The organism is Streptomyces xanthophaeus (assembly GCF_000725805.1).
Taxonomy (GTDB): domain Bacteria; phylum Actinomycetota; class Actinomycetes; order Streptomycetales; family Streptomycetaceae; genus Streptomyces; species Streptomyces xanthophaeus.
The window spans coordinates 41009-58943 of sequence record NZ_KL647137.1 but is presented as its reverse complement, the minus strand read 5'-3'; the positions used below and the strand labels follow the sequence as shown (position 1 = coordinate 58943).

The following is a 17935-nucleotide window of genomic DNA, read 5'->3' as shown; positions in this document are numbered from 1 at the left end:
TCGCGTCCACTCCATCACGTTTCCCAGGACACCGGTGATCCACTCCTCGGCACGCGGCGGGCCGCGGGCGGGCCGGGGCTCCGGAGGGGTGCTCGCGGGTGACCGCTGCAAGGTGCCGGACCACGGCGGACGGGTGCGCCGGTCCGGCTGACCGGGTGAGCGGCTGCGGAGTACGCTCCCGCGTGCGGGGCCGGGTGGCCTCCGAACGGGGGGTAGCCGTGGCCGTGCCCATGTGTCCGCTGTGCAGTGACGACGAGGACGTCGAGGCCCGCACGCTCGACGGTGGACGCCGGATGGTCAGGCACCGGTGCGGCTACGAGTGGGAGCACCGGGAAGCCGCGCCCGTGCAGAAGAATCCGCCCCGCGCCTTCGGCGACCTCAAGGCCCGGTTCCCGAAACCGGAGGATGTCGATCCCGCGCGGCGGGAGCGGGTGGACCGGCTGAAGGAGCAGTACCTGGCCGTCAGGCCGGGCTCCGCTCCCGAAGTGGCCGCGTACTGGGCGAAGTACCAGCGGGTCTTCTCCCCCGAGGGCCTGCGCACCGGCAGCCCGCGGCTCCTGAAGGACTTCGCCAACTCCGAGATCGGGGCCCGGCCCGGGAACCAGGCCACCTTCAACTCCGCCTGGAACGACATGGGCGACGCACTGGCGGGCGAGGCGACCCGTGCGACGGTCGAGTACCTCCTGTACGGACCCGCAGACGTGCCGCTGGAGGACCGGTTCCAGCAACTGCTGGACGGCGCGAAGCCGTTCGCGATGACCGGTTTCAAGGAGGCCCTCCTGACGAGGGTGCTCTGCGTGGTGCATCCCGACCGGTTCCTGACGATCCTCAAGTACACGACGGAGGCGGGCGGCAAGCGGGAGATCGCGCGCAAGGTGTACGGGCTGGAGCTGCCGGCACCCGAGTCGGTGAACTGGACCCGGGGCCGCCTCATCCTCTGGAGCAACGACCTCCTGCACACCCTGGTGGGCGACGGCTTCGCGCACCAGCAGCACTCCGCCGCGTTCCTGTGGTGGGCCAAGGACCGGGTCGAGGAGCACGCGTAGGGCGGGAGGTCAGCGGCGGACGCGGGGCATGCCCAGGCCGATCCAGGAGATGATCTCGCGCTGGACCTCGTTGTTGCCGCCGCCGAAGGTGAAGATGACCGCGCTGCGGTAGCCGCGTTCGAGTTCGCCGTGCAGGACCGCTCCGGCGGAGCCGTCCTTGAGGGAACCGGCCGCGCCGACGACCTCCATCAGCCAGGCGTACGCGTCCCGGCGGGCCTCGGAGCCGTACACCTTCACTGCGGAGGCGTCCTGCGGGGTGAGGGTGCCGTCCTGGACCGCGTTGACCATCTGCCAGTTGAGCAGCTTCATCGCGTCGAGCCGGGCGTGGGTGCGGGCCAGGCGGCCGCGGACCCAGGAGAGGTCGATGACGCGGCGGCCGTCGGCGAGCTTCGTCCCGGCGGCCCAGCGCTGGACGTCGTGCAGGGCGCGGATGGCCATGGTGCCGTGCGCGGCCAGGGTGACGCGTTCGTGGTTGAGCTGGTTGGTGATCAGGCGCCAGCCCTTGTTCTCCTGGCCGACGCGGTGGCTCGCGGGGACGCGGATGTCCTCGTAGTAGCTGGCCGTGGTGTCGTGCGAGGCCAGGGTGTTGATGAGGGTGCAGGAGTAGCCTGGGTCCGAGGTCGGCACGAGGAGCATGGTGATGCCCTTGTGCGCGGGCGCGTCCGGGTCCGTGCGGACGGCCAGCCAGACCCAGTCGGCGGTGTCCCCGTTGGTGGTCCAGATCTTCTGGCCGTTGACGACGTAGGTGCCGCTCGCCTCGTCGCCCTCGCGCACCGCCTTGCACTTGAGCGCGGCGAGGTCGGTGCCCGCGTCGGGCTCGCTGTAGCCGATCGCGAAGTCGATCTCGCCCGAGAGGATCTTCGGCAGGAAGTACGCCTTCTGCTCGTCGGTGCCGAACTGCATGATGGTCGGCCCGACGGTGTTCAGGGCCATCAGGGGCAGCGGTACGACGGCCTGCGCGGCCTCGTCGAAGAAGATGAACTGGTCCATCGCGGACATGCCCCGGCCGCCGTACTCCTTGGGCCAGCCGACCCCGAGCCAGCCGTCCGCGCCGAGCCGGCGGATGGTCTCCCGGTAGAACCGCTTCTGGGCGGCCGGGTCCTCGTAGCGGGCGTAGACGTCCTCGGGCACCAACTCGGCGAAGTAGGCGCGCAGCTCGGTGCGCAACTGCTGCTGCTCTGGCGTGTATTCGAGGTGCACGGCCCCTCCGGGAGTCTCGCGGTCCAGCCGGTCGCTGTGGCGGCGGGGGCAGACTAGAACTTGTTCCAAGAATCCGGAAGGGTCGGCGGGCCGGGGGTTTGCGCCGGCCCGCCGCTCGCCGTCAGTTCAGGGCGCAGATCATGGCCTCGGCCGTGGCGGCCATCGCCGTACGGGCGGCCGTGAGGTAAGGGCGGGGGTCCGCCGGGGTCAGGTGGGTGCGGATGGCCTCGGTCATGGCCACGTTCAGCGCGGTGCCGATGTTGACCTTGCGGATGCCTCCCGCGACGGCCGCCGCGAGCTCCGCGTCCGGCAGCCCGGAGGAGCCGTGCAGGACCAGCGGCACGTCGACCGTCTTGGCCAGCCGTGCCAGCAGCGCGTGGTCCAGGGCGGCGGTGCGGCTGGTCATCGCGTGGCTGCTGCCGATGGCGACGGCCAGTGCGTCGACCCCGGAGTCGGCGACGAACCGCCGCGCCTCGTCGGGGTCCGTACGCGCGCCCGGCGCGTGCGGGTCCAGGGGCGCGGCCCCGTTCTTGCCGCCCACCTCCCCCAGCTCCGCCTCGATCCACAGCCCGTTGGCGTGGGCCCAGTCGGCGGCCGAGCGGGTGGCCTCCAGGTTCTCGCCGTACGGCAGGTGGGCGGCGTCGTACATGACGGAGCTGTATCCGGCGTCGCAGGCCTGCTGGAGGAGGTCGGGGCTCTTGACGTGGTCCAGGTGGAGTCCGACCGGGACCGAGGCCGCGGCCGCGCAGGCGGCGGCCGCGCGGGAGATGGGCAGCAGCTGTCCGGCGCGGAACTTCACGGCGTTCTCGCTCAGCTGGAGGATGACCGGCAGCCCGGCAGCCTCCGCGCCGGCCACGACGGCCTCGGCGTGCTCCAGCGTGATGATGTTGAACGCGGCGACGGCGCGGCCCGCGGCGGCAGCGTCCAGGACGAGCGGTCCGGCGGGGACGAGGCTCATCGGACCGCCTCCTCGCCCGTGGTGAGGACGACCGAGCGGGTCAGGTGGCGCGGCGCGTCCGGGTCGAGGCCCTGGCGGGCCGCGACGGCGAGCGCCAGCCGGTGCACCCGGACCAGCTCGGCCAGCGGGTCGAGCCGGCCGGCCACCCACTGGGCGCCGGTGCCGCGGACCTGTTCGGCGAGCCCTTCGGGGGCCTCGCCGAGCGACCAGGTGACGGTACCGGGCCCGGAGACGCTGATCGGGCCGTGCCGGTACTCCATCGCCGGATAGGACTCGGCCCAGGACAGCGAGGCCTCGCGCATCTTCAGCGCCGCCTCGTGCGCGAGGCCGACGCTCCAGCCGCGGCCGAGGAAGGTGAACTGCCCCCGGCTCTCGGCCTCGGCGGGCAGCGGTTCGGCCAGCGCCGTGCGGGCGTCGGCGACCACGCCGTCGTCGTGCAGCCCGAGGTGGGCGCGCAGCAGGGTCAGGGCGGTGGTCGCGAAGCGGGTCTGCACGACGGACTGTTCGTCGGCGAAGTCGAGGACGACGAGCTCGTCCGCGACGCTCATCACCGGCGTCGCCGGATCGCCGATGACGGCGGTCGTGGGCACGCCCGCGTCCCGCAGCCCGGACAGCAGGTCCAGCACCTCGGTGGTGGTCCCCGAGCGGGTGAGGGCGACGACGCGGTCGTAGCGCCGGTGGCGGGGGAACTCGGAGGCGGCGAAGGCGTCGGTCTCCCCCTGCCCCGCCTCCTCGCGCAGCGCCGCGGCCGCCTGGGCCATGTAGTACGAGGTCCCGCACCCGACGATCGCGGTACGCTCCCCCCTCTGCGGGAGCACCGCCCGCCGCGCCGGGGCCAGTTCGGCGGCCCGCTCCCAGCATTCGGGCTGCGTGCCCGACTCGTACGCGACGTGACTCATGCAGGCTCCCTGATACGGCGGGTGGGTCTGAATGGCGCTTGGTGCGTTCATGCGGTGGTGCAGCACGACGGAGTATGCGTTTTCCTGCAAGATAGCTGGCACTTTCGCGCAACTTCAAGCATCAACGGAAATGATCCCCTGAGTTAGTGTCGGCACGTAGGCCGATGGAGAACACCGAAGGGGGCGGCCGATGACCCGCAAGGAGCGCTGGCAGGCACTGCTGGACCTGCTCGTGGACCGGGGCGAGCTGGAGGTGGAGCCGGCGGCCGAGACCCTCGGCGTGTCCGCCGCGACCATCCGCCGCGACCTCGACCAGCTCGCCGAGCAGCAACTCCTGGTGCGCACCCGCGGCGGGGCGGTGCTGCACGGGGTCTCGTACGAACTCCCGCTGCGCTACCGCACCTCGCGCCGCGCTGCCGAGAAGCAGCGGATCAGCGGGGCGGTGGCCGCCCTGATCACCCCGGGCGAGGTGATCGGCCTGACCGGCGGCACCACGACCACCGAGGTGGCCCGCGCCCTGGCCGGACGCCCGGACCTCGCCACGGGCACACCGGCGCTGACCGTGGTCACCAACGCCCTCAACATCGCGGGCGAGCTGGTGATCCGCCCGCAGTTCAAGATCGTCCTGACGGGTGGCGTGGCCCGCCCCCAGTCGTACGAGCTCACGGGCCCGCTCGCCGAGGCCGTCCTCGGGCAGCTCAGCGTGGACACCGCGGTGCTCGGCGTGGACGGGTTCGACCCGGTGGACGGCGCGGCTACCCGCCACGAGGACGAGGCCTCGGTCAACCGCCTGCTGTGCGAACGGGCCCGCCGGGTGGTCGTCGCGGCGGACTCCAGCAAGCTCGGCGTACGGGCCTTCGCCCGCATCTGCGCGACGTCGGCGGTGGACGTCCTGGTCACGGACACGGGTCTGGCCGACGACGTCGCGCAGGCGTTCACCGCGGCGGGCGTGGAGGTCCTTCGGGTGTGAGGGGTCCTGCGGGGGTGAGGGGCCCTGCGGGGTTGCGAGGCCCCGGTCGACACCCCGCGGCGGGCGGCGGAGCATGGAGGGGAAGGGGTGGGCAGCGCCCGCCTTCGTCTCCCCCGAACGGGGGCACCAGCATGTACGGACGCACCCGGCGCGCCCTGATCGCCTCCCTGCTCGTCTCCTCGGTGGCGTGCGGCGGCGCGTTCGCCCTCGCGCCCACCGCCGGCGCGGCGGCGGCCCCGGCCGCCAGCTGTACGGTCACGCCTTCGGCGGACGGGACCTCGGTCACCATCTCCGGTGAGGGGTTCACGGCTCCCCGCAACCTCAACGACGGGGAGACGACCCAGAGGCTGAACGTGGACGCGAACGGGAACTTCCTGCTCAAGCGCTTCCAGAAGAACGTCGACTACACGGTCCTCGCCGTCGCGGAGGACCAGGCCGACGTCTTCGTCAACTGCCGTGTGGTCAAGGCCCCGAACCCCCAGGACCCACAGCAGAAGCCGACCCCGCCGGGCACCGGGAACGACCGCGAACAGGGCCGCCTGGCCGGCGGCGAGGCAGGCCGCGCCGCGGCCGCCTTGAGCTGCAGCACCCGGCCGGAGGCCGACCGCAGCGCCGAGCACAGCGACGTCTACTGGCAGAGCTGGACCCGCGCGGCCAACCGCGCCTTCGACGCGATCTGCAACCGCCGCTGAGCCCCGGCCCCCGCACCGGCCCGCACCACCGGGCCGGGCGGCCTCAGTGCGTGGGCAGCCGTTCCGACGCGCGCACCAGGGCGGCCAGGACCGGCGCGATCAGGGGGTGGGACTCGGCGCCGCGGCGGGTGGCCGCGAAGACGCGGCGGGTGGCGGAGGCGCCGGTGACCGGGCGGACCTGGACCTCCTTGAGGTCCATTCCGCGCAGCGCCGAGCGCGGTACGAGCGCCACCCCGGCCCCCGCCCCCACCAGGGCCGTCACGGCGCGGAAATCGTCCGAGGAGTGTCGGAACCGGGGCTGGAACCCCGCCAGTTCGCAGGCCAGCAGCGTCACGTCGTGACAGGGGTTGCCGGGGTACTGCCCCACCCACTCCGAGTCGGACAGGTCCGCCAGGGACACCGCGGGCAGGTCGGCCAGCGGGTGCCCGGAGGGCAGGACGGCGTCGAAGGGCTCCGCGTACAGCGGGAGGACCGAGAGCCGGGCGTCTTCCGCGCCCGGGCCGCCCCGGTACTCCACCGCCAGCGCCAGGTCCGCCTCGCCGTCCAGCAGCATCGGCAGGCTCTGGTCGCCCTCGGCGTCGCGGACCCGCAGCCGGATGCCCGGGTGCTCCAGGGCGAGGCCGGCGATCGCCGGGGCCAGCACCTCGGCGATGCCCGTGGCGAAGGCGGCCACCGTGACCTCGCCCGCCGAGCCGCCCGCGTACGCGGCGAGTTCGGCCTCGGCCCGCTCCAGCTGGGCCAGTACCTCGTTGGCGTGCCCGACCAGGATCTCCCCGGCCGCGGTGAGCCGTACGCCCCGTCCGCTGCGGGTGAGCAGGGCGTGGCCGGTCTCCTGCTCCAGCGCCGCGAGCTGCTGGGAAACGGCGGAGGGGGTGAGGTACAGGGCTGCGGCCGCGGCGGTCACCGTACGGTGGTCCGCCACGGCACGCAGGATGCGCAGCCGGCGGGGGTCGATCACCCTGCCATTGTCTCAGGCCGTGCGGACCTCCCCGGCCCCGCTGATCACGCGCGGCCCCTCCGGCCCCTCGGGCCTCAGACCTTGGTGGCTTCCAGCGCCGCGCGGGCGTCGACGAACGCCGCCACCGCGCGTTCCACGTCCTGGGTGGAGTGGGCGGCGGAGAGCTGCACGCGGATGCGGGCCGCGCCGAGCGGCACCACCGGGTAGGAGAAGCCGATCACGTAGACCCCGCGCTCCAGCAGCAGTTCCGCCATCTTGGCGGCCTCCGCCGCGTCGCCGATCATCACCGGGGCGATGGCGTGGTCGCCGGGGAGGACCTCGAAGCCGGCCTCGGTCATCTTCGAGCGGAAGAGCGCGGTGTTGGCGGCGAGGTGCTCGCGCAGGTCACCGGCGGACTCCAGCAGGTCCAGGACCTTGAGGGAGGCCGCGGCGATGACCGGGGCGAGGGAGTTGGAGAAGAGGTACGGGCGCGAGCGCTGGCGCAGCAGTTCCACGATCTCGGTGCGCGCCGCGACGTAGCCGCCGGAGGCTCCGCCGAGGGCCTTGCCGAGGGTGCCGGTGATGATGTCGACGCGGTCCATGACCCCGTGCAGCTCCGGGGTGCCGCGGCCGCCGGGGCCGACGAAGCCGACGGCGTGCGAGTCGTCGACCATGACCATGGCGTCGTAGCGGTCTGCCAGGTCGCAGATTTCGGCGAGCGGGGCGACGTACCCGTCCATGGAGAAGACGCCGTCGGTGACGATCAGGCGGCGGCGGGCGTCCTGCGCCTCCTTGAGGCGGGTCTCCAGCTCGGCGAGGTCGCGGTTGGCGTACCGGTAGCGGCGGGCCTTCGACAGCCGGATGCCGTCGATGATCGAGGCGTGGTTGAGGGCGTCGGAGATGACCGCGTCCTCGGCGCCGAGGAGGGTTTCGAAGACGCCGCCGTTGGCGTCGAAGCAGGAGGAGTAGAGGATGGTGTCCTCCTGGCCGAGGAAGGCCGACAGCCGCGCCTCCAGCTCCTTGTGCACCTCCTGCGTGCCGCAGATGAAGCGGACCGAGGCCATCCCGTAGCCCCAGCGGTCCAGCGCGTCCTTCGCCGCGGCGACGACCTCGGGGTGGTCGGCCAGCCCCAGGTAGTTGTTGGCGCAGAAGTTGAGGACCTCCCCGGGGGCGCCGCCCGCGGTGACGGCCACGGCCGCGTTCTGCGGGGTGCCGATGACGCGCTCGGGCTTGTGCAGGCCGGCGGCGCGGATCTCGTCGAGGGTGGTGCGCAGGTCCTCGCGGACGGACTCGAACATGTACGGGTTCTCCTTGTGCGGCGGAGGGCGGCTGGCGGCGGACGGCCGCTGCGGAAGGTGGGGCCGGGCCCCGCGGAGGGGGGAGGGTGTGCGGGGCCCGGCCGTAGGGAGATGGTCTGCGGGACGGTCCGGCGTTACGCCGTCCAGTCCAGGATGATCTTGCCGCTGCGGGCGGTGGAGGCCTCGTCGAAGGCGGCTTCGAAGTCGCGGTGCGAGTAGCGGCCGGTGATGACCGGGCTGAGGTCCAGGCCGCCTTCGAGCAGCACCGTCATCGCGTACCAGGTCTCGAACATCTCGCGGCCGTAGATGCCCTTGATGGTGATCATCGAGGTGACGACCTTGGCCCAGTCCACCGGGAACTCCTGCGCGGGCAGGCCCAGCATGGCGATGCGGCCGCCGTGCGTCATGTTGTCGATCATGTCGCGCATGGCCTCGGCGCGGCCGGACATCTCCAGGCCGATGTCGAAGCCCTCGCGCAGGCCGAGCTGCGCCTGGGCCTCGGCGATGGAGGACTCGGCGACGTTCACGGCGAGGGTGGCGCCGGCCTTGCGGGCGATGTCCAGGCGCTCGGGGCTGACGTCGGTGATGACCACGCTGCGGGCACCCGCGTGGCGGGCCACGGCCGCGGCCATGATCCCGATCGGGCCTGCGCCGGTGATCAGCACGTCCTCGCCCACCAGCGGGAAGGACAGCGCGGTGTGCACGGCGTTGCCGAACGGGTCGAAGATCGCCGCCACGTCCAGGTCGACCGCGGTGCGGTGCACCCACACGTTCTGCGCGGGCAGCACGACGTACTCGGCGAAGGCGCCGTCGCGGCCGACGCCGAGCCCGATGGTGCTGCGGCACAGGTGGCGGCGGCCGGCCAGGCAGTTGCGGCACTTCCCGCACACCAGGTGGCCCTCGCCGCTGACGAGCGCGCCGACCTCGATGTCACGGACGTCCGCGCCGAGCGCCGCGACCTCGCCGACGAACTCGTGGCCGAGGACCAGGGGGGTCTTGACCGCGCCCTGCGCCCAGCCGTCCCAGGCACGGATGTGCAGGTCGGTCCCGCAGATGCCGGTGCGCAGCACCTTGATCAGCACGTCGCCGGGGCCGTACTCGGGCTCGGGAACGTCCATGAGCCACAGCCCGGGTTCGGCCTTGTGCTTGACGAGTGCCTTCATGGGGTGGCTCCAGGCATGCGGAAGGGGGCGCCGTGACGCGCGGGGCGCGGGTGGCGTCGGTGACATGAACAATCTGCCGATCTTCCGGGTGATCAGTCCATCGAGACTTTCTTAAACGGGTCGACAGCCCAGCTTCACACCTATGCTCCTCAAGGACGGGGTGGGGCACGGGCCGGTGACGGCGCGGGGAAAAGGGGAGGTGGGGGGCGTGCCGAGTCTGCGCAGCAGGGCGCTGTCGGCGGCGCTGATCGCGACGGGACGGCGAAGACGGTTCGCCAGCGCGGAGGCGGTACGGACCCGGGTGGCCGAATCGGCCCGGCGCCCCGCCTCCCACCTGCCGCCGCGGTCGCTGGGGCGGGTGGCGGAGATAGCGCGCACCTTCGTCGGGGCCTGGCCCGTGTACGACGTCGCCCCGCGGGCGGCCGAGCCGGTGGTGCAGGTGCTGTACCTCCACGGCGGCGGCTACGTCAACGAGCTGGTCCGCCCGCACTGGGCGATGGTCCGGACCCTGGTGACCGAGGCCGGGGCGCGCGTGGTCGTACCGGCGTACGTGCTCGCCCCGCGCGGCACAGCCGACCGGACGGTTCCGGTCGCCGCCGATCTGCTGAGCGGCCTGATCGCGGGCGGCGGCGCGGGCGGGACGGTGCTCATCGGGGATTCCGCCGGGGCCGGGCTGGCGCTGGCGGCGGCCCAGCGGCTGCGGGACCGTACCGGGGCGCAGCCCTCCCGGATCGTGCTGATCTCGCCGTGGCTGGACGTGACGATGAGCCATCCCGAGCAGGCGGCGCTCGAAGCCGCCGATCCGATGCTGGCCCGGCCGGGACTGCGGGAGGCCGGGCGGCTGTACGCGGGGAACCTGGCCTGTGACGATCCCCGGGTGAGCCCGCTGCACGGTTCGTTCGCGGGGCTGGCGCCGCTGACGGTGTTCACAGGGACCCGGGACATCCTGACCACGGACAGCAGGGAACTGCTGCGCCGGGCCCGCGCGGAGGGCGCCGAGGTGGAGTTCCACGAGGAGGCGGGACTGCCCCACGCGTACCCGCTGCTGCCGGTGCCGGAGGGGCGGGCGGCGCGGGAGCGGATCGTGGAGCTGACCCGGTCCGCGGCGCAGGGGTGAGTCCGGGTCCGCAGGGCCCGCCCCCGGGGCCGGTGCTGGTGCTGTGACCGGCCCCGCTACGCCACGCAGGTCATCAGCGAGCTGATCGGCCAGGCCCGGTAGCCCGTCCAGTACTCCTCGTCGCGTACGTGGTCGGCGGGCGGGGTGCGGTTCGGCTGCCAGCCCACCGTGCTGAAGCCCGCCTCGACGGCGGCTTCGGCCAGGTCGGTGTGGGCCCACTCGTGGAACTCGAAGGGCAGCGGCGGGTCGATGAGGAAGTGCGCCTTGAGCAGCGGCGCGTCCCCGGCGTGGACCCGGTCGAGGATGCGGACCCCGTACGGGGACCAGTCGACGCGGGGGAACGCCCCGGCGTTGGGCACGATGGCCAGCATCCGGCCTCCCGCGCGCAGGCTGGCACGGACGGACCGGAACATCGCGTGCAGCGAGGTGCGGTCGGGGGTGTGGTTGAAGGGGTAGACGGCGGTGGCCAGGTCGAAGGGCCCGAGGCCGGGGAGGCCGGCGACGTCGCTGACGTGGTATTCGATGTTCCCGGCGGCCGGCAGGTCCTGCGCCGCCGCGTGCTCGCGGGCGAGCTTGATCATCTCCGCGGAGGCGTCCACTCCGACGGTCCGGCGGGCGCCGCCCCGGGCCAGCAGCCGGGTGTGGTGCCCGTAGCCGCAGGCCAGGTCGAGGGCGTCGAGCCCGCGGACCCCGCCGAGCGCGTCGAGGGCTCCGTGCAGCGTGTAGGTGTCGGCCGCCGAGAAGGCCGCCGTGAAGCTGGACTCGGCGTCGCTCTCGCCGAGGATGTCGTACTGGAACCGCATGCTCTGCCTTCCGGTGGCCTGCCGGCGGGGGTGGGGGTGGGGCGGGGATGCGTGCGTATCGTGCCCCGCTGCGCGTCCGGGCTACGGCCCGTACGCCCGTCCGTCCCCCGGATGAGGGAAGCGGTCGGCCTATCGCGGGGGCCTGAGCGATCCTCGCGGGAGGCGGGGCAGGGCCCGGCCCCCGCCCGTTCGCCCTGGTCAGCGGCGCTCGTTGGGCGTTCCGCTGAGGGGGTCCGGCGTCCTTGGTCGGGACAGCGCATTGCGGGGAGGGGGGTGCCCACGGCTTGGATTGCCAAGATCAAGAAGGCAGGAAGGCAAGAAGGCGGGAAGGAAACGCATGACACCCATGCTCGGCGGCTGCACGCCCTGGCCCGATGAGTTCGTCGACCGCTACTGGGGGGCCGGGCACTGGCGTGGCTGCACACTGGACAACCTGCTGCGCGGCTGGGCCCTGCAGTACGGGCCGCGGACCGCGCTCGTGCACGGCGCCACCCGCATCACGTACGCGGCCCTGAACCGGCGCGTGGACCGCATGGCCGCCGGGTTCCGGCTGCGGGGCCTGCGGCCCGGGCAACGGGTCGTCGTCCAGCTGCCGAACGTCCCCGAGTTCGTCACCAGCGTGTTCGCTCTGATGCGCGTCGGCCTGGTGCCGGTGCTCTGCCCGGTCACGCACCGCGCGGCCGAGGTGTCCCACCTCGTACAGGTCACCCAGGCCGTCGGCTACGTCGGCCCCTCGACGTACCGGGGCTTCGACCACACCGCCATGACCGCGGACATCGCGGCCGCAGGACCCTTCCTGCGCCGGGTGTTCACCCGCGAGGAGCCGGGCACCGCCTCCCCGTACGGGGGCCTGACGACCGACCCCGCGGGCTGCCAGTACAGCTCGCTGGACGCCATCGACGCGCCGCCCGAGCCGGCGCTCGCGCTGAGCGCCGGCCAGGTGGCGTTCTTCCTGCTCTCCGACCGCACGACGGGGGCGCCCGTCCTCGTTCCGCGCACCCACGACGACTACGCCTACCAGGCGCGGGCCGCCGCCGAGCTGGTGTCGCTCACCGAGGACGACGTGTACCTCGCCGCGCTGCCCGCGGAGTCCACCTTCGCCTTCGGCAGCCCGGGCATCGTCGGCATCCTCTCCGTGGGCGGCACGGCCGTCCTGGTGGAGGACCCGGCGCCCGCCGTCTGCCTTCCGGTCATCGAACGGGAGCGGGTCACCGTCACCTCGGTGGTGCCCTCCGTGGCCCGGCTCTGGCTGGACGCCCTCCCCGCGGTCCGGGCCGACCTGAGCAGTCTGCGCCTCCTGCAGATCGGCGGCGCTCCCCTGGACCGGGCGACCGCGGAGCGGGCGGCCGAAGGGCTGGGCTGCGGCGTACAGCAGGTCTTCGCCCGCGCCGAGGGGCCGCTCACGCTCACCCGGCCCTCCGATCCGGTCGAGACCGTGCTCGCCACGCAGGGCCGCCCGCTGTCGCCCGACGACGAGATCCGCATCGTCGACGCCGACGGCAAGGACGTGCCCGACGGGGAGTCCGGCGCGCTCCTCGCCCGCGGTCCGTACACCGTGCGCGGCTACTACCGGGAGCCCGAACGCACCGCTCGCTCCTTCACCCCCGACGGCTACTTCCGCACCGGCGACCTGGCGCGGCGCACCCCGGAGGGCGATCTGGTGGTGACGGGCCGTCTCCAGGAGGTCCCGGGCGGGGAGCAGGAGCCGTCGTCCCCCGCTCCGCCGCTCTCCTAGTCCTGCCAGTAGAAGAGCAGCGTCTGGACGTCCAGCGGGTCGCGGCCGCCGAAGTAGTAGACGCCGAGCCCGGTGACGCGGACCGAACCGGTGGCCGCGTCGATCCAGCGGAAGCCGGCGGCTTCGAGGGCGGCGCGGGCGGCGGGATCGTCCTCGTGGTTCCCGGCGAACGGCCCCAGAGTGCTGATCAGCACCTCGCGGCCCTTCGCCCCGTACCCGATCACGTGGTACGTGCCGCCGCCCTGGCGGTGGGCGTCTCCGCAGGAGACGGCGGGCCGGGGAGCCAGACCGGCGGCCGCCAGCGCCGCCGTGGCCGCGGCGAGCTGCTGCTGCTCGTCCGGCGCGGGCGGCGGCTCGGTGCACAGGGCCTCCAGCCGCCAGCGCGGGTCGCTCTGCTTCTCGCATGCGTGCCCGTACTCGTGCACGACCGCCCGCCGGATCTCCTCGTCCAGGCCGTCGACCTCCACCCGCGGGCTGCCCAGTGCCTCGTACGCGGCCAGGGTCGGCCCCCGGTCGCCGGTCAGCCGGTGCAGTGCGTACGCGGCCCACAGCTTCGCGTCGGCGGTCGGCGCCTCGGCGAGGTAGGCGCGGACCCCGTCCGGGCAGGTCAGGAACGACTGTGCGAGGTGGGCCACCTGCGGGTCGGGGTCGGCGAGCGCGTCGGTGACGTCCTCACCGGCACGGTGGCGCACGCGTAGCGCGACGGCCCGGTCCTCGGGCCGTCCGGCGCCGAGCTCGCCGAGCACCGACTCCACCCCGTACCGGTCCACGAGCGCGTCCAGTCCGGCCTCTCCGGTCGCCCGCCTGGTCGGCCAGTGGCTGAACGCGAGGGTGGCCAGTCCGGGCGCGGCCGTGAGGTCCCCGAGGGCCCCGCGGGCCCGGAGGACCGCGTCCGGCATGCCGTAGGCACTCTCGTGGCGCCGCTCCTCGTGGCGCAGCCAGGGAAGGAGCTCGGTGCGGTCGTCCAGGAGGCCGAGCAGGGCCCTGCGGACCGTACCGGAGTCTTGGGTGTCGCGGACGCACGCGAGCAGTTCGCCGACCCGTGCCTGCGGCACCCGGCCGGTCAGCGCCTCCACGCAGGCCGTGCGGCGCCACCAGGGCTGGGCCCGGTCGGCGGCGCACCGCGCGAGCCGGTCTGCGTCGTGGGCGCGCAGGCCGGCGGCGTCGGCCCGGCCTGCTTCGGGCGTCAGGGTCTCGATGTCGGACATCCGGGGATGCTACTGCGCACCCGGGCGCGGCCCGCAGTGCATTGCGTCAGCCGGGCGGCGTACGGGTCGCTCGTGACGTACGGGGTGTACGGGGCGTACGGGGCTCAGTGCGACCAGGACCGGGCGGGACGGGCCGCCCGGGGCCGGGCAGGAGCTCGCACACCCCCGGGCGGCGAAGAAGCACCGGCGCCGCCGCTCACGGGTCCGCCGACGAGGGCTCCGAGGCCGTCCTGGAGGGGTTTGGCCAGAGTGGTGGTCGCCTGGAAGACGCCCCACATCACGGCGAGGAAGAAGGGGATGCCGAAGCAGCGGGAGAGCAGCAGCCGGTCCGCGCGGTCGGTGAGGGTGGGCCGGGCCGGGCGGCCGGCAGCCCCGGGCGGTGCGGCGCGTGCGATGACGGCGTGCGCCCAGTCCTAACGGGCCGAGTGCTCCGGCCGGTCCCGGGTGCGCTCACCACCGCCGAGGGCGCATCCTGGCGGTGTGACGGCGAGACCGGACGGCAGCGGCCCCGCCCCTGACACCACAGCCCCGCCCACAGCCGCGGCCGGGGCCACGGCCGTAACCTCGGTGCTCGCGCGGGCGACGGCCGAAGCGGTGGCGGCGGTCGGAGGGTACGGGGGCGGGGTATATCTGCGCTCGCGCACGGAGGGGCTGCTCCTGATGGCCCTGCTTTCGGGCCTGCCGGGGCCGCTGTTCCGGCCCTGGTGGCGGATGCACGTGAACCGCCCGTACCCGGTGGCCGAGGCCTACCGCTCGGGCCAGTCCGTGCACCTGGCCGACGCGGAGTCCTCGATGCGCCGGTTCCCGCAGCTCATGGCCGGACTGCCCTACCCCTTCGGGTCGCTGTACGAGCCGGTGACGGCCGGGAAGCAGCGGTTCGGCGTCCTGCTGGCGCTGCGCGCGGCCACCCCCGGCGTCCCGGTGAGCGCCGACGACCGGCAGCGGCTGCGCGCGGCCGCGGACCGGCTGGGCCGCGAACTCGCCGCGCTGGCAGATGCCGGGGAACCGGTGGTGTGGGAGGGCGAACCAGTGGTGGTGGAACCGGCCGCCGGCACCGAGGCGGCGGATGCCGGCATCGACGCCGGCACCGGCGCCGGGACCGGCGCCGCCGAGGCCGTGGACCGGTTCGCGCAGGCCGTGCTGTCCGTGGACCGGCAGGGCCGGATCCGCTTCGGCAACGCCGCCGCCTCGGCCCTCCTCGGCCCCGGCGACCCGCCGCTGCGCGGACGGGTGGTCTGGGAGGCGCTGCCCTGGCTCGGGCATCCCGCGTACGAGGACCACTTCCGGGCCGTGTTCCTGTCCACCCAGCCGGTGCACTTCTCGGCCCGGCGCGGCGAGGGTCCGTCCGGGACCTGGCTGTCGGTGGGCCTGTACCCCGGGCACACCGGGGTGACGCTGACGATCGGGGCGGCGGACAAGCCCGCCTACGCGCCCGCGTCGGCCACCCATCCGGGTGCGGGGCTGGGCTCCCCCGCCGACCGGGCCTCGGCGCTCTACCGGCCGGTGGCCCTGGCCATCGCGCTGACCGAGGCGGTCACCGCCCGTCAGGTGTCGGCGGTGGTCACCGAGGAACTGCTGCCCGCCTTCGGCGGCCGCCAGCTGGCGATCTACATGCTCGACGAGCGGCATCTGCACCTCGCCTGGGAGACCGGCTTCCCCCAGGGCTTCCTGGACCGGTTCGACGGGGTCGCTCTGGACGTGCGGCTGCCCGGGGTGGAGTGCCTGACCTCGGGGCGGCCCCTGTTCTTCGAGTCGATGGAGCGCCTGGCGGCGGCCTATCCGGGCATTCCGCTGGACGCCCACGTGGGGGCCCGCGCCTTCCTGCCGCTGATCGCCTCCGGGCGGCCCGTGGGATCGTGCATCCTCGGTTTCGACGTGCCCCGCGGCTTCAGCCCGGAGGAACGCACGGTGCTGACCGCGCTGGCCGGCCTGATCGCGCAGGCCCTGGAACGGGCCCGGCGCTACGACAGCGAGGCGGCGCTCGCCCGCGGTCTCCAGTCGGCCCTGCTGCCGCACCGGCTGCCCGTGTGCGAGCACGTGGAGACCGTCGGCCGCTACCTCCCCGGCACGCAGGGGATGGACGTCGGAGGCGACTGGTACGACGTCATCGAGACGCACTCCGGACTGCTGGCCCTGATCATCGGCGACGTCCAGGGACACGGAGTGGCGGCCGCGGCGACGATGGGCCAACTGCGCAGCGCGGTACGGGCCTTCGCCCTCAGCGGCAGCACCCCGCAGCAGGTCGTGAGCGGCACCAACCAGCTGCTCATCGACCTGGACCCGGGCCAGTTCGCGAGCTGCTGCTACGTGCTCCTCGATCCGGCGTCGGGCTCGGCCGCGGCCGTCCGGGCGGGGCACCCCCAGCCGCTGCTGCGCCACCGCGGCGGGCGGACGGAGGTGCTGGACCTGCCGGGCGGGGTGGTGCTCGGCATCGACCCCGAGGCCACGTATCCCGTCACCGAACTGCGGCTGACGCGCGGCTCGGTGCTGGCCCTGTACACGGACGGGCTGGTGGAGAAGCCGGGCACGGACATCGATGCGGGGGTCGAACGGCTACGGGCGGCACTGGCCGCGGCCCGGCCGGCCCCGCTGACCGAGACGGCCGACCGGCTGATCGGCGAGACGGGCGACGACGACCGGCCGGACGACATCGCCCTGCTCCTGGCCTCCCTGACGGACGGGCCGGACGGCCCCGGGCCTCAGCCGCCCGCGGTGGCGCGGGCGTAGGCGTCACCGGCGATCAGCGCGTCCGCCACCATGCCGGCCGTGACCGGGAAGGGCATGTTGTGCGTGGTCTCGCCCGCTGCGGTGGCCGCGCGCCCGATGGCCAGGAGTTCGTCGCGGTCGGGATCGCCGAGGCCCACCTCGGCGAGGGTGGTCGGCAGGCCGACGGCGCGGCTGAACTTCAGGTAGGTGTCGAGCTCTTCGGCGGGCGCGCCCTCCAGGACGAGCTGGGCGAGGGTGCCGATGTTGACCTTCTCCCCGTGCATCATGCCGTGCGTGCGGTGCGAGACCGTCAGGCCGTTGTGGATCCCGTGGGCGGCGGCGAGGCCGCAGGACTCGAAACCGAGGCCGGAGAGCAGGGTGTTGGCCTCGGTGACCTTCTCCAGGGCCGGGGTGACCACGTGCTGTTCGGCGGCGAGGCGGGCCTGCGGGCCGTATTCCATGAGGGTCTCCCAGCACAGCCGGGCCAGGCTGAGGGCCGCCTCGGTGGCGAGGCCGCCGGCCATAGCGGTGCGGTGCGCGGCGACGCAGACGCGCGCCTCGTACCAGGTGGCCAGCGCGTCGCCCATCCCGGAGACGATGAAGCGGCTGGGGGCGCCCGCGACGAGCGCGGTGTCGACGAGGACGAGGTTCGGGTTGCGCCGGAAGAAGGAGTAGCGCTCGAAGGCCCCGTCCTCGGTGTAGATGACGGCGAGCGCGCTGGTCGGGGCGTCGGTGGAGGCCACCGTGGGGGCACTGACGACCGCGATGCCGCCGCGGGCGTGCCCGACGGCCTTGGCGGTGTCGATGGCGGTGCCGCCGCCGATCCCGATGACCACGTCCGCGCCGGCGGCCTCGGCCACGGCGGCGACCCGGTCGATCTCCTTCTGGGTGCACAGCCCGCCGAAGACCTCCTTGGTCAGGCGGACCCCGGCGGCCGCCAGGGAGTCGGTCACGGCCTTGTCGACGAGGCCCCAGACACCCCGGTCGGCGAGTACGACGGCGTTCCCTCCGAGGCGTGCGGTGTGTTCGCCCAGGTCGTGCATCGCATGCGCGCCCTGGACGTAGGTGGGCGGGCTGATCAGCATGCGCGTTCCGGCGGTCTTCACGGCACAATCCTCCACAGTTTCTTTTATTTCCGGCTTCCGTAATTACCAATACCACAGCCCGGGGCACGCGAAGAAATATCCTTCGCTCCTGCGGAAA

At 73.8% G+C, this 17935-nt stretch carries 15 protein-coding genes; 6 read left to right on the top strand and 9 right to left on the bottom strand.

Features of this window, described 5'->3' with window-relative positions; genetic code table 11:
• Positions 1-218 precede the first annotated feature (218 nt).
• Positions 219-1046 carry a hypothetical protein gene (locus tag IO30_RS0138195; RefSeq protein WP_031151029.1) on the top strand — a complete coding sequence of 276 codons (828 nt, stop codon included), beginning with the start codon at positions 219-221 and terminating at the stop codon, positions 1044-1046.
• A 9-nt stretch (positions 1047-1055) separates the two neighbouring features.
• On the opposite strand, the gene IO30_RS0138190 is transcribed toward IO30_RS0138195, so the two are convergent.
• The 3 genes from IO30_RS0138190 to IO30_RS0138180 all read right to left on the bottom strand — a co-directional run bounded on the left by IO30_RS0138190 (position 1056) and on the right by IO30_RS0138180 (position 4103).
• Entirely contained in the window at positions 1056-2246 is a 1191-nt protein-coding gene (locus IO30_RS0138190; RefSeq protein ID WP_031151027.1) for an acyl-CoA dehydrogenase family protein, read from the bottom strand.
• Positions 2247-2367: 121 nt separating this feature from the next.
• Positions 2368-3204, bottom strand: coding sequence for a class II fructose-bisphosphate aldolase (locus tag IO30_RS0138185; RefSeq protein ID WP_031151025.1), 837 nt, complete (start codon positions 3202-3204; stop codon positions 2368-2370).
• Entirely contained in the window at positions 3201-4103 is a 903-nt protein-coding gene (locus IO30_RS0138180; RefSeq protein WP_031151023.1) for an SIS domain-containing protein, read from the bottom strand. The genes IO30_RS0138185 and IO30_RS0138180 overlap by 4 nt, the downstream gene beginning before the upstream one ends.
• A gap of 190 nt (positions 4104-4293) precedes the next feature.
• Between IO30_RS0138180 and IO30_RS0138175 the strand changes: the two genes are divergently transcribed.
• Together IO30_RS0138175 and IO30_RS0138170 are read left to right on the top strand one after the other, a co-directional pair.
• Positions 4294-5073 carry a DeoR/GlpR family DNA-binding transcription regulator gene (locus IO30_RS0138175; protein WP_031151021.1) on the top strand — a complete coding sequence of 260 codons (780 nt, stop codon included), beginning with the start codon at positions 4294-4296 and terminating at the stop codon, positions 5071-5073.
• 131 nt (positions 5074-5204) lie between these two features.
• The gene (locus IO30_RS0138170; RefSeq protein WP_031151019.1) at positions 5205-5765 is read left to right on the top strand and encodes a hypothetical protein; all 561 of its coding nucleotides are present in this window, start codon (positions 5205-5207) and stop codon (positions 5763-5765) included.
• A gap of 43 nt (positions 5766-5808) precedes the next feature.
• Here IO30_RS0138170 and IO30_RS0138165 read toward each other — a convergent pair whose 3' ends face one another.
• The 3 genes from IO30_RS0138165 to tdh form a co-directional block, all read right to left on the bottom strand.
• Positions 5809-6723 carry a LysR family transcriptional regulator gene (locus tag IO30_RS0138165; RefSeq protein WP_031151017.1) on the bottom strand — a complete coding sequence of 305 codons (915 nt, stop codon included), beginning with the start codon at positions 6721-6723 and terminating at the stop codon, positions 5809-5811.
• A 74-nt stretch (positions 6724-6797) separates the two neighbouring features.
• Entirely contained in the window at positions 6798-8000 is a 1203-nt protein-coding gene (locus tag IO30_RS0138160; protein WP_031151015.1) for a glycine C-acetyltransferase, read from the bottom strand.
• Between the two features lie 134 nt (positions 8001-8134).
• Entirely contained in the window at positions 8135-9163 is a 1029-nt protein-coding gene (gene tdh / locus IO30_RS0138155; protein ID WP_031151013.1) for an L-threonine 3-dehydrogenase, read from the bottom strand.
• A 208-nt stretch (positions 9164-9371) separates the two neighbouring features.
• Between tdh and IO30_RS0138150 the strand changes: the two genes are divergently transcribed.
• On the top strand, positions 9372-10280 hold the full coding sequence (locus IO30_RS0138150; protein ID WP_063768496.1) for an alpha/beta hydrolase fold domain-containing protein: 909 nt from the start codon (positions 9372-9374) through the stop codon (positions 10278-10280).
• A 56-nt stretch (positions 10281-10336) separates the two neighbouring features.
• Here IO30_RS0138150 and IO30_RS0138145 read toward each other — a convergent pair whose 3' ends face one another.
• On the bottom strand, positions 10337-11083 hold the full coding sequence (locus IO30_RS0138145; RefSeq protein ID WP_031151009.1) for a class I SAM-dependent methyltransferase: 747 nt from the start codon (positions 11081-11083) through the stop codon (positions 10337-10339).
• Between the two features lie 337 nt (positions 11084-11420).
• Between IO30_RS0138145 and IO30_RS0138140 the strand changes: the two genes are divergently transcribed.
• Positions 11421-12818: an AMP-binding protein gene (locus tag IO30_RS0138140; protein WP_051902845.1), complete on the top strand. Its 1398-nt coding sequence runs from the start codon at positions 11421-11423 to the stop codon at positions 12816-12818.
• Here IO30_RS0138140 and IO30_RS0138135 read toward each other — a convergent pair.
• Complete coding sequence (locus tag IO30_RS0138135; protein WP_031151006.1) at positions 12815-14026, bottom strand: hypothetical protein; 1212 nt, start codon at positions 14024-14026, stop codon at positions 12815-12817. The two genes, IO30_RS0138140 and IO30_RS0138135, sit on opposite strands and share 4 nt — an antisense overlap.
• Before the next feature lie 480 nt (positions 14027-14506).
• On the opposite strand from IO30_RS0138135, the gene IO30_RS0138125 reads away from it, so the two are divergent.
• Positions 14507-16753: a SpoIIE family protein phosphatase gene (locus IO30_RS0138125; RefSeq protein ID WP_373316412.1), complete on the top strand. Its 2247-nt coding sequence runs from the start codon at positions 14507-14509 to the stop codon at positions 16751-16753.
• Here IO30_RS0138125 and IO30_RS0138120 read toward each other — a convergent pair.
• The gene (locus tag IO30_RS0138120) at positions 16726-17838 is read right to left on the bottom strand and encodes a glycerol dehydrogenase (RefSeq protein WP_199920999.1); all 1113 of its coding nucleotides are present in this window, start codon (positions 17836-17838) and stop codon (positions 16726-16728) included. The two genes, IO30_RS0138125 and IO30_RS0138120, sit on opposite strands and share 28 nt — an antisense overlap.
• Between the last annotated feature and the right edge of the window lie 97 nt (positions 17839-17935).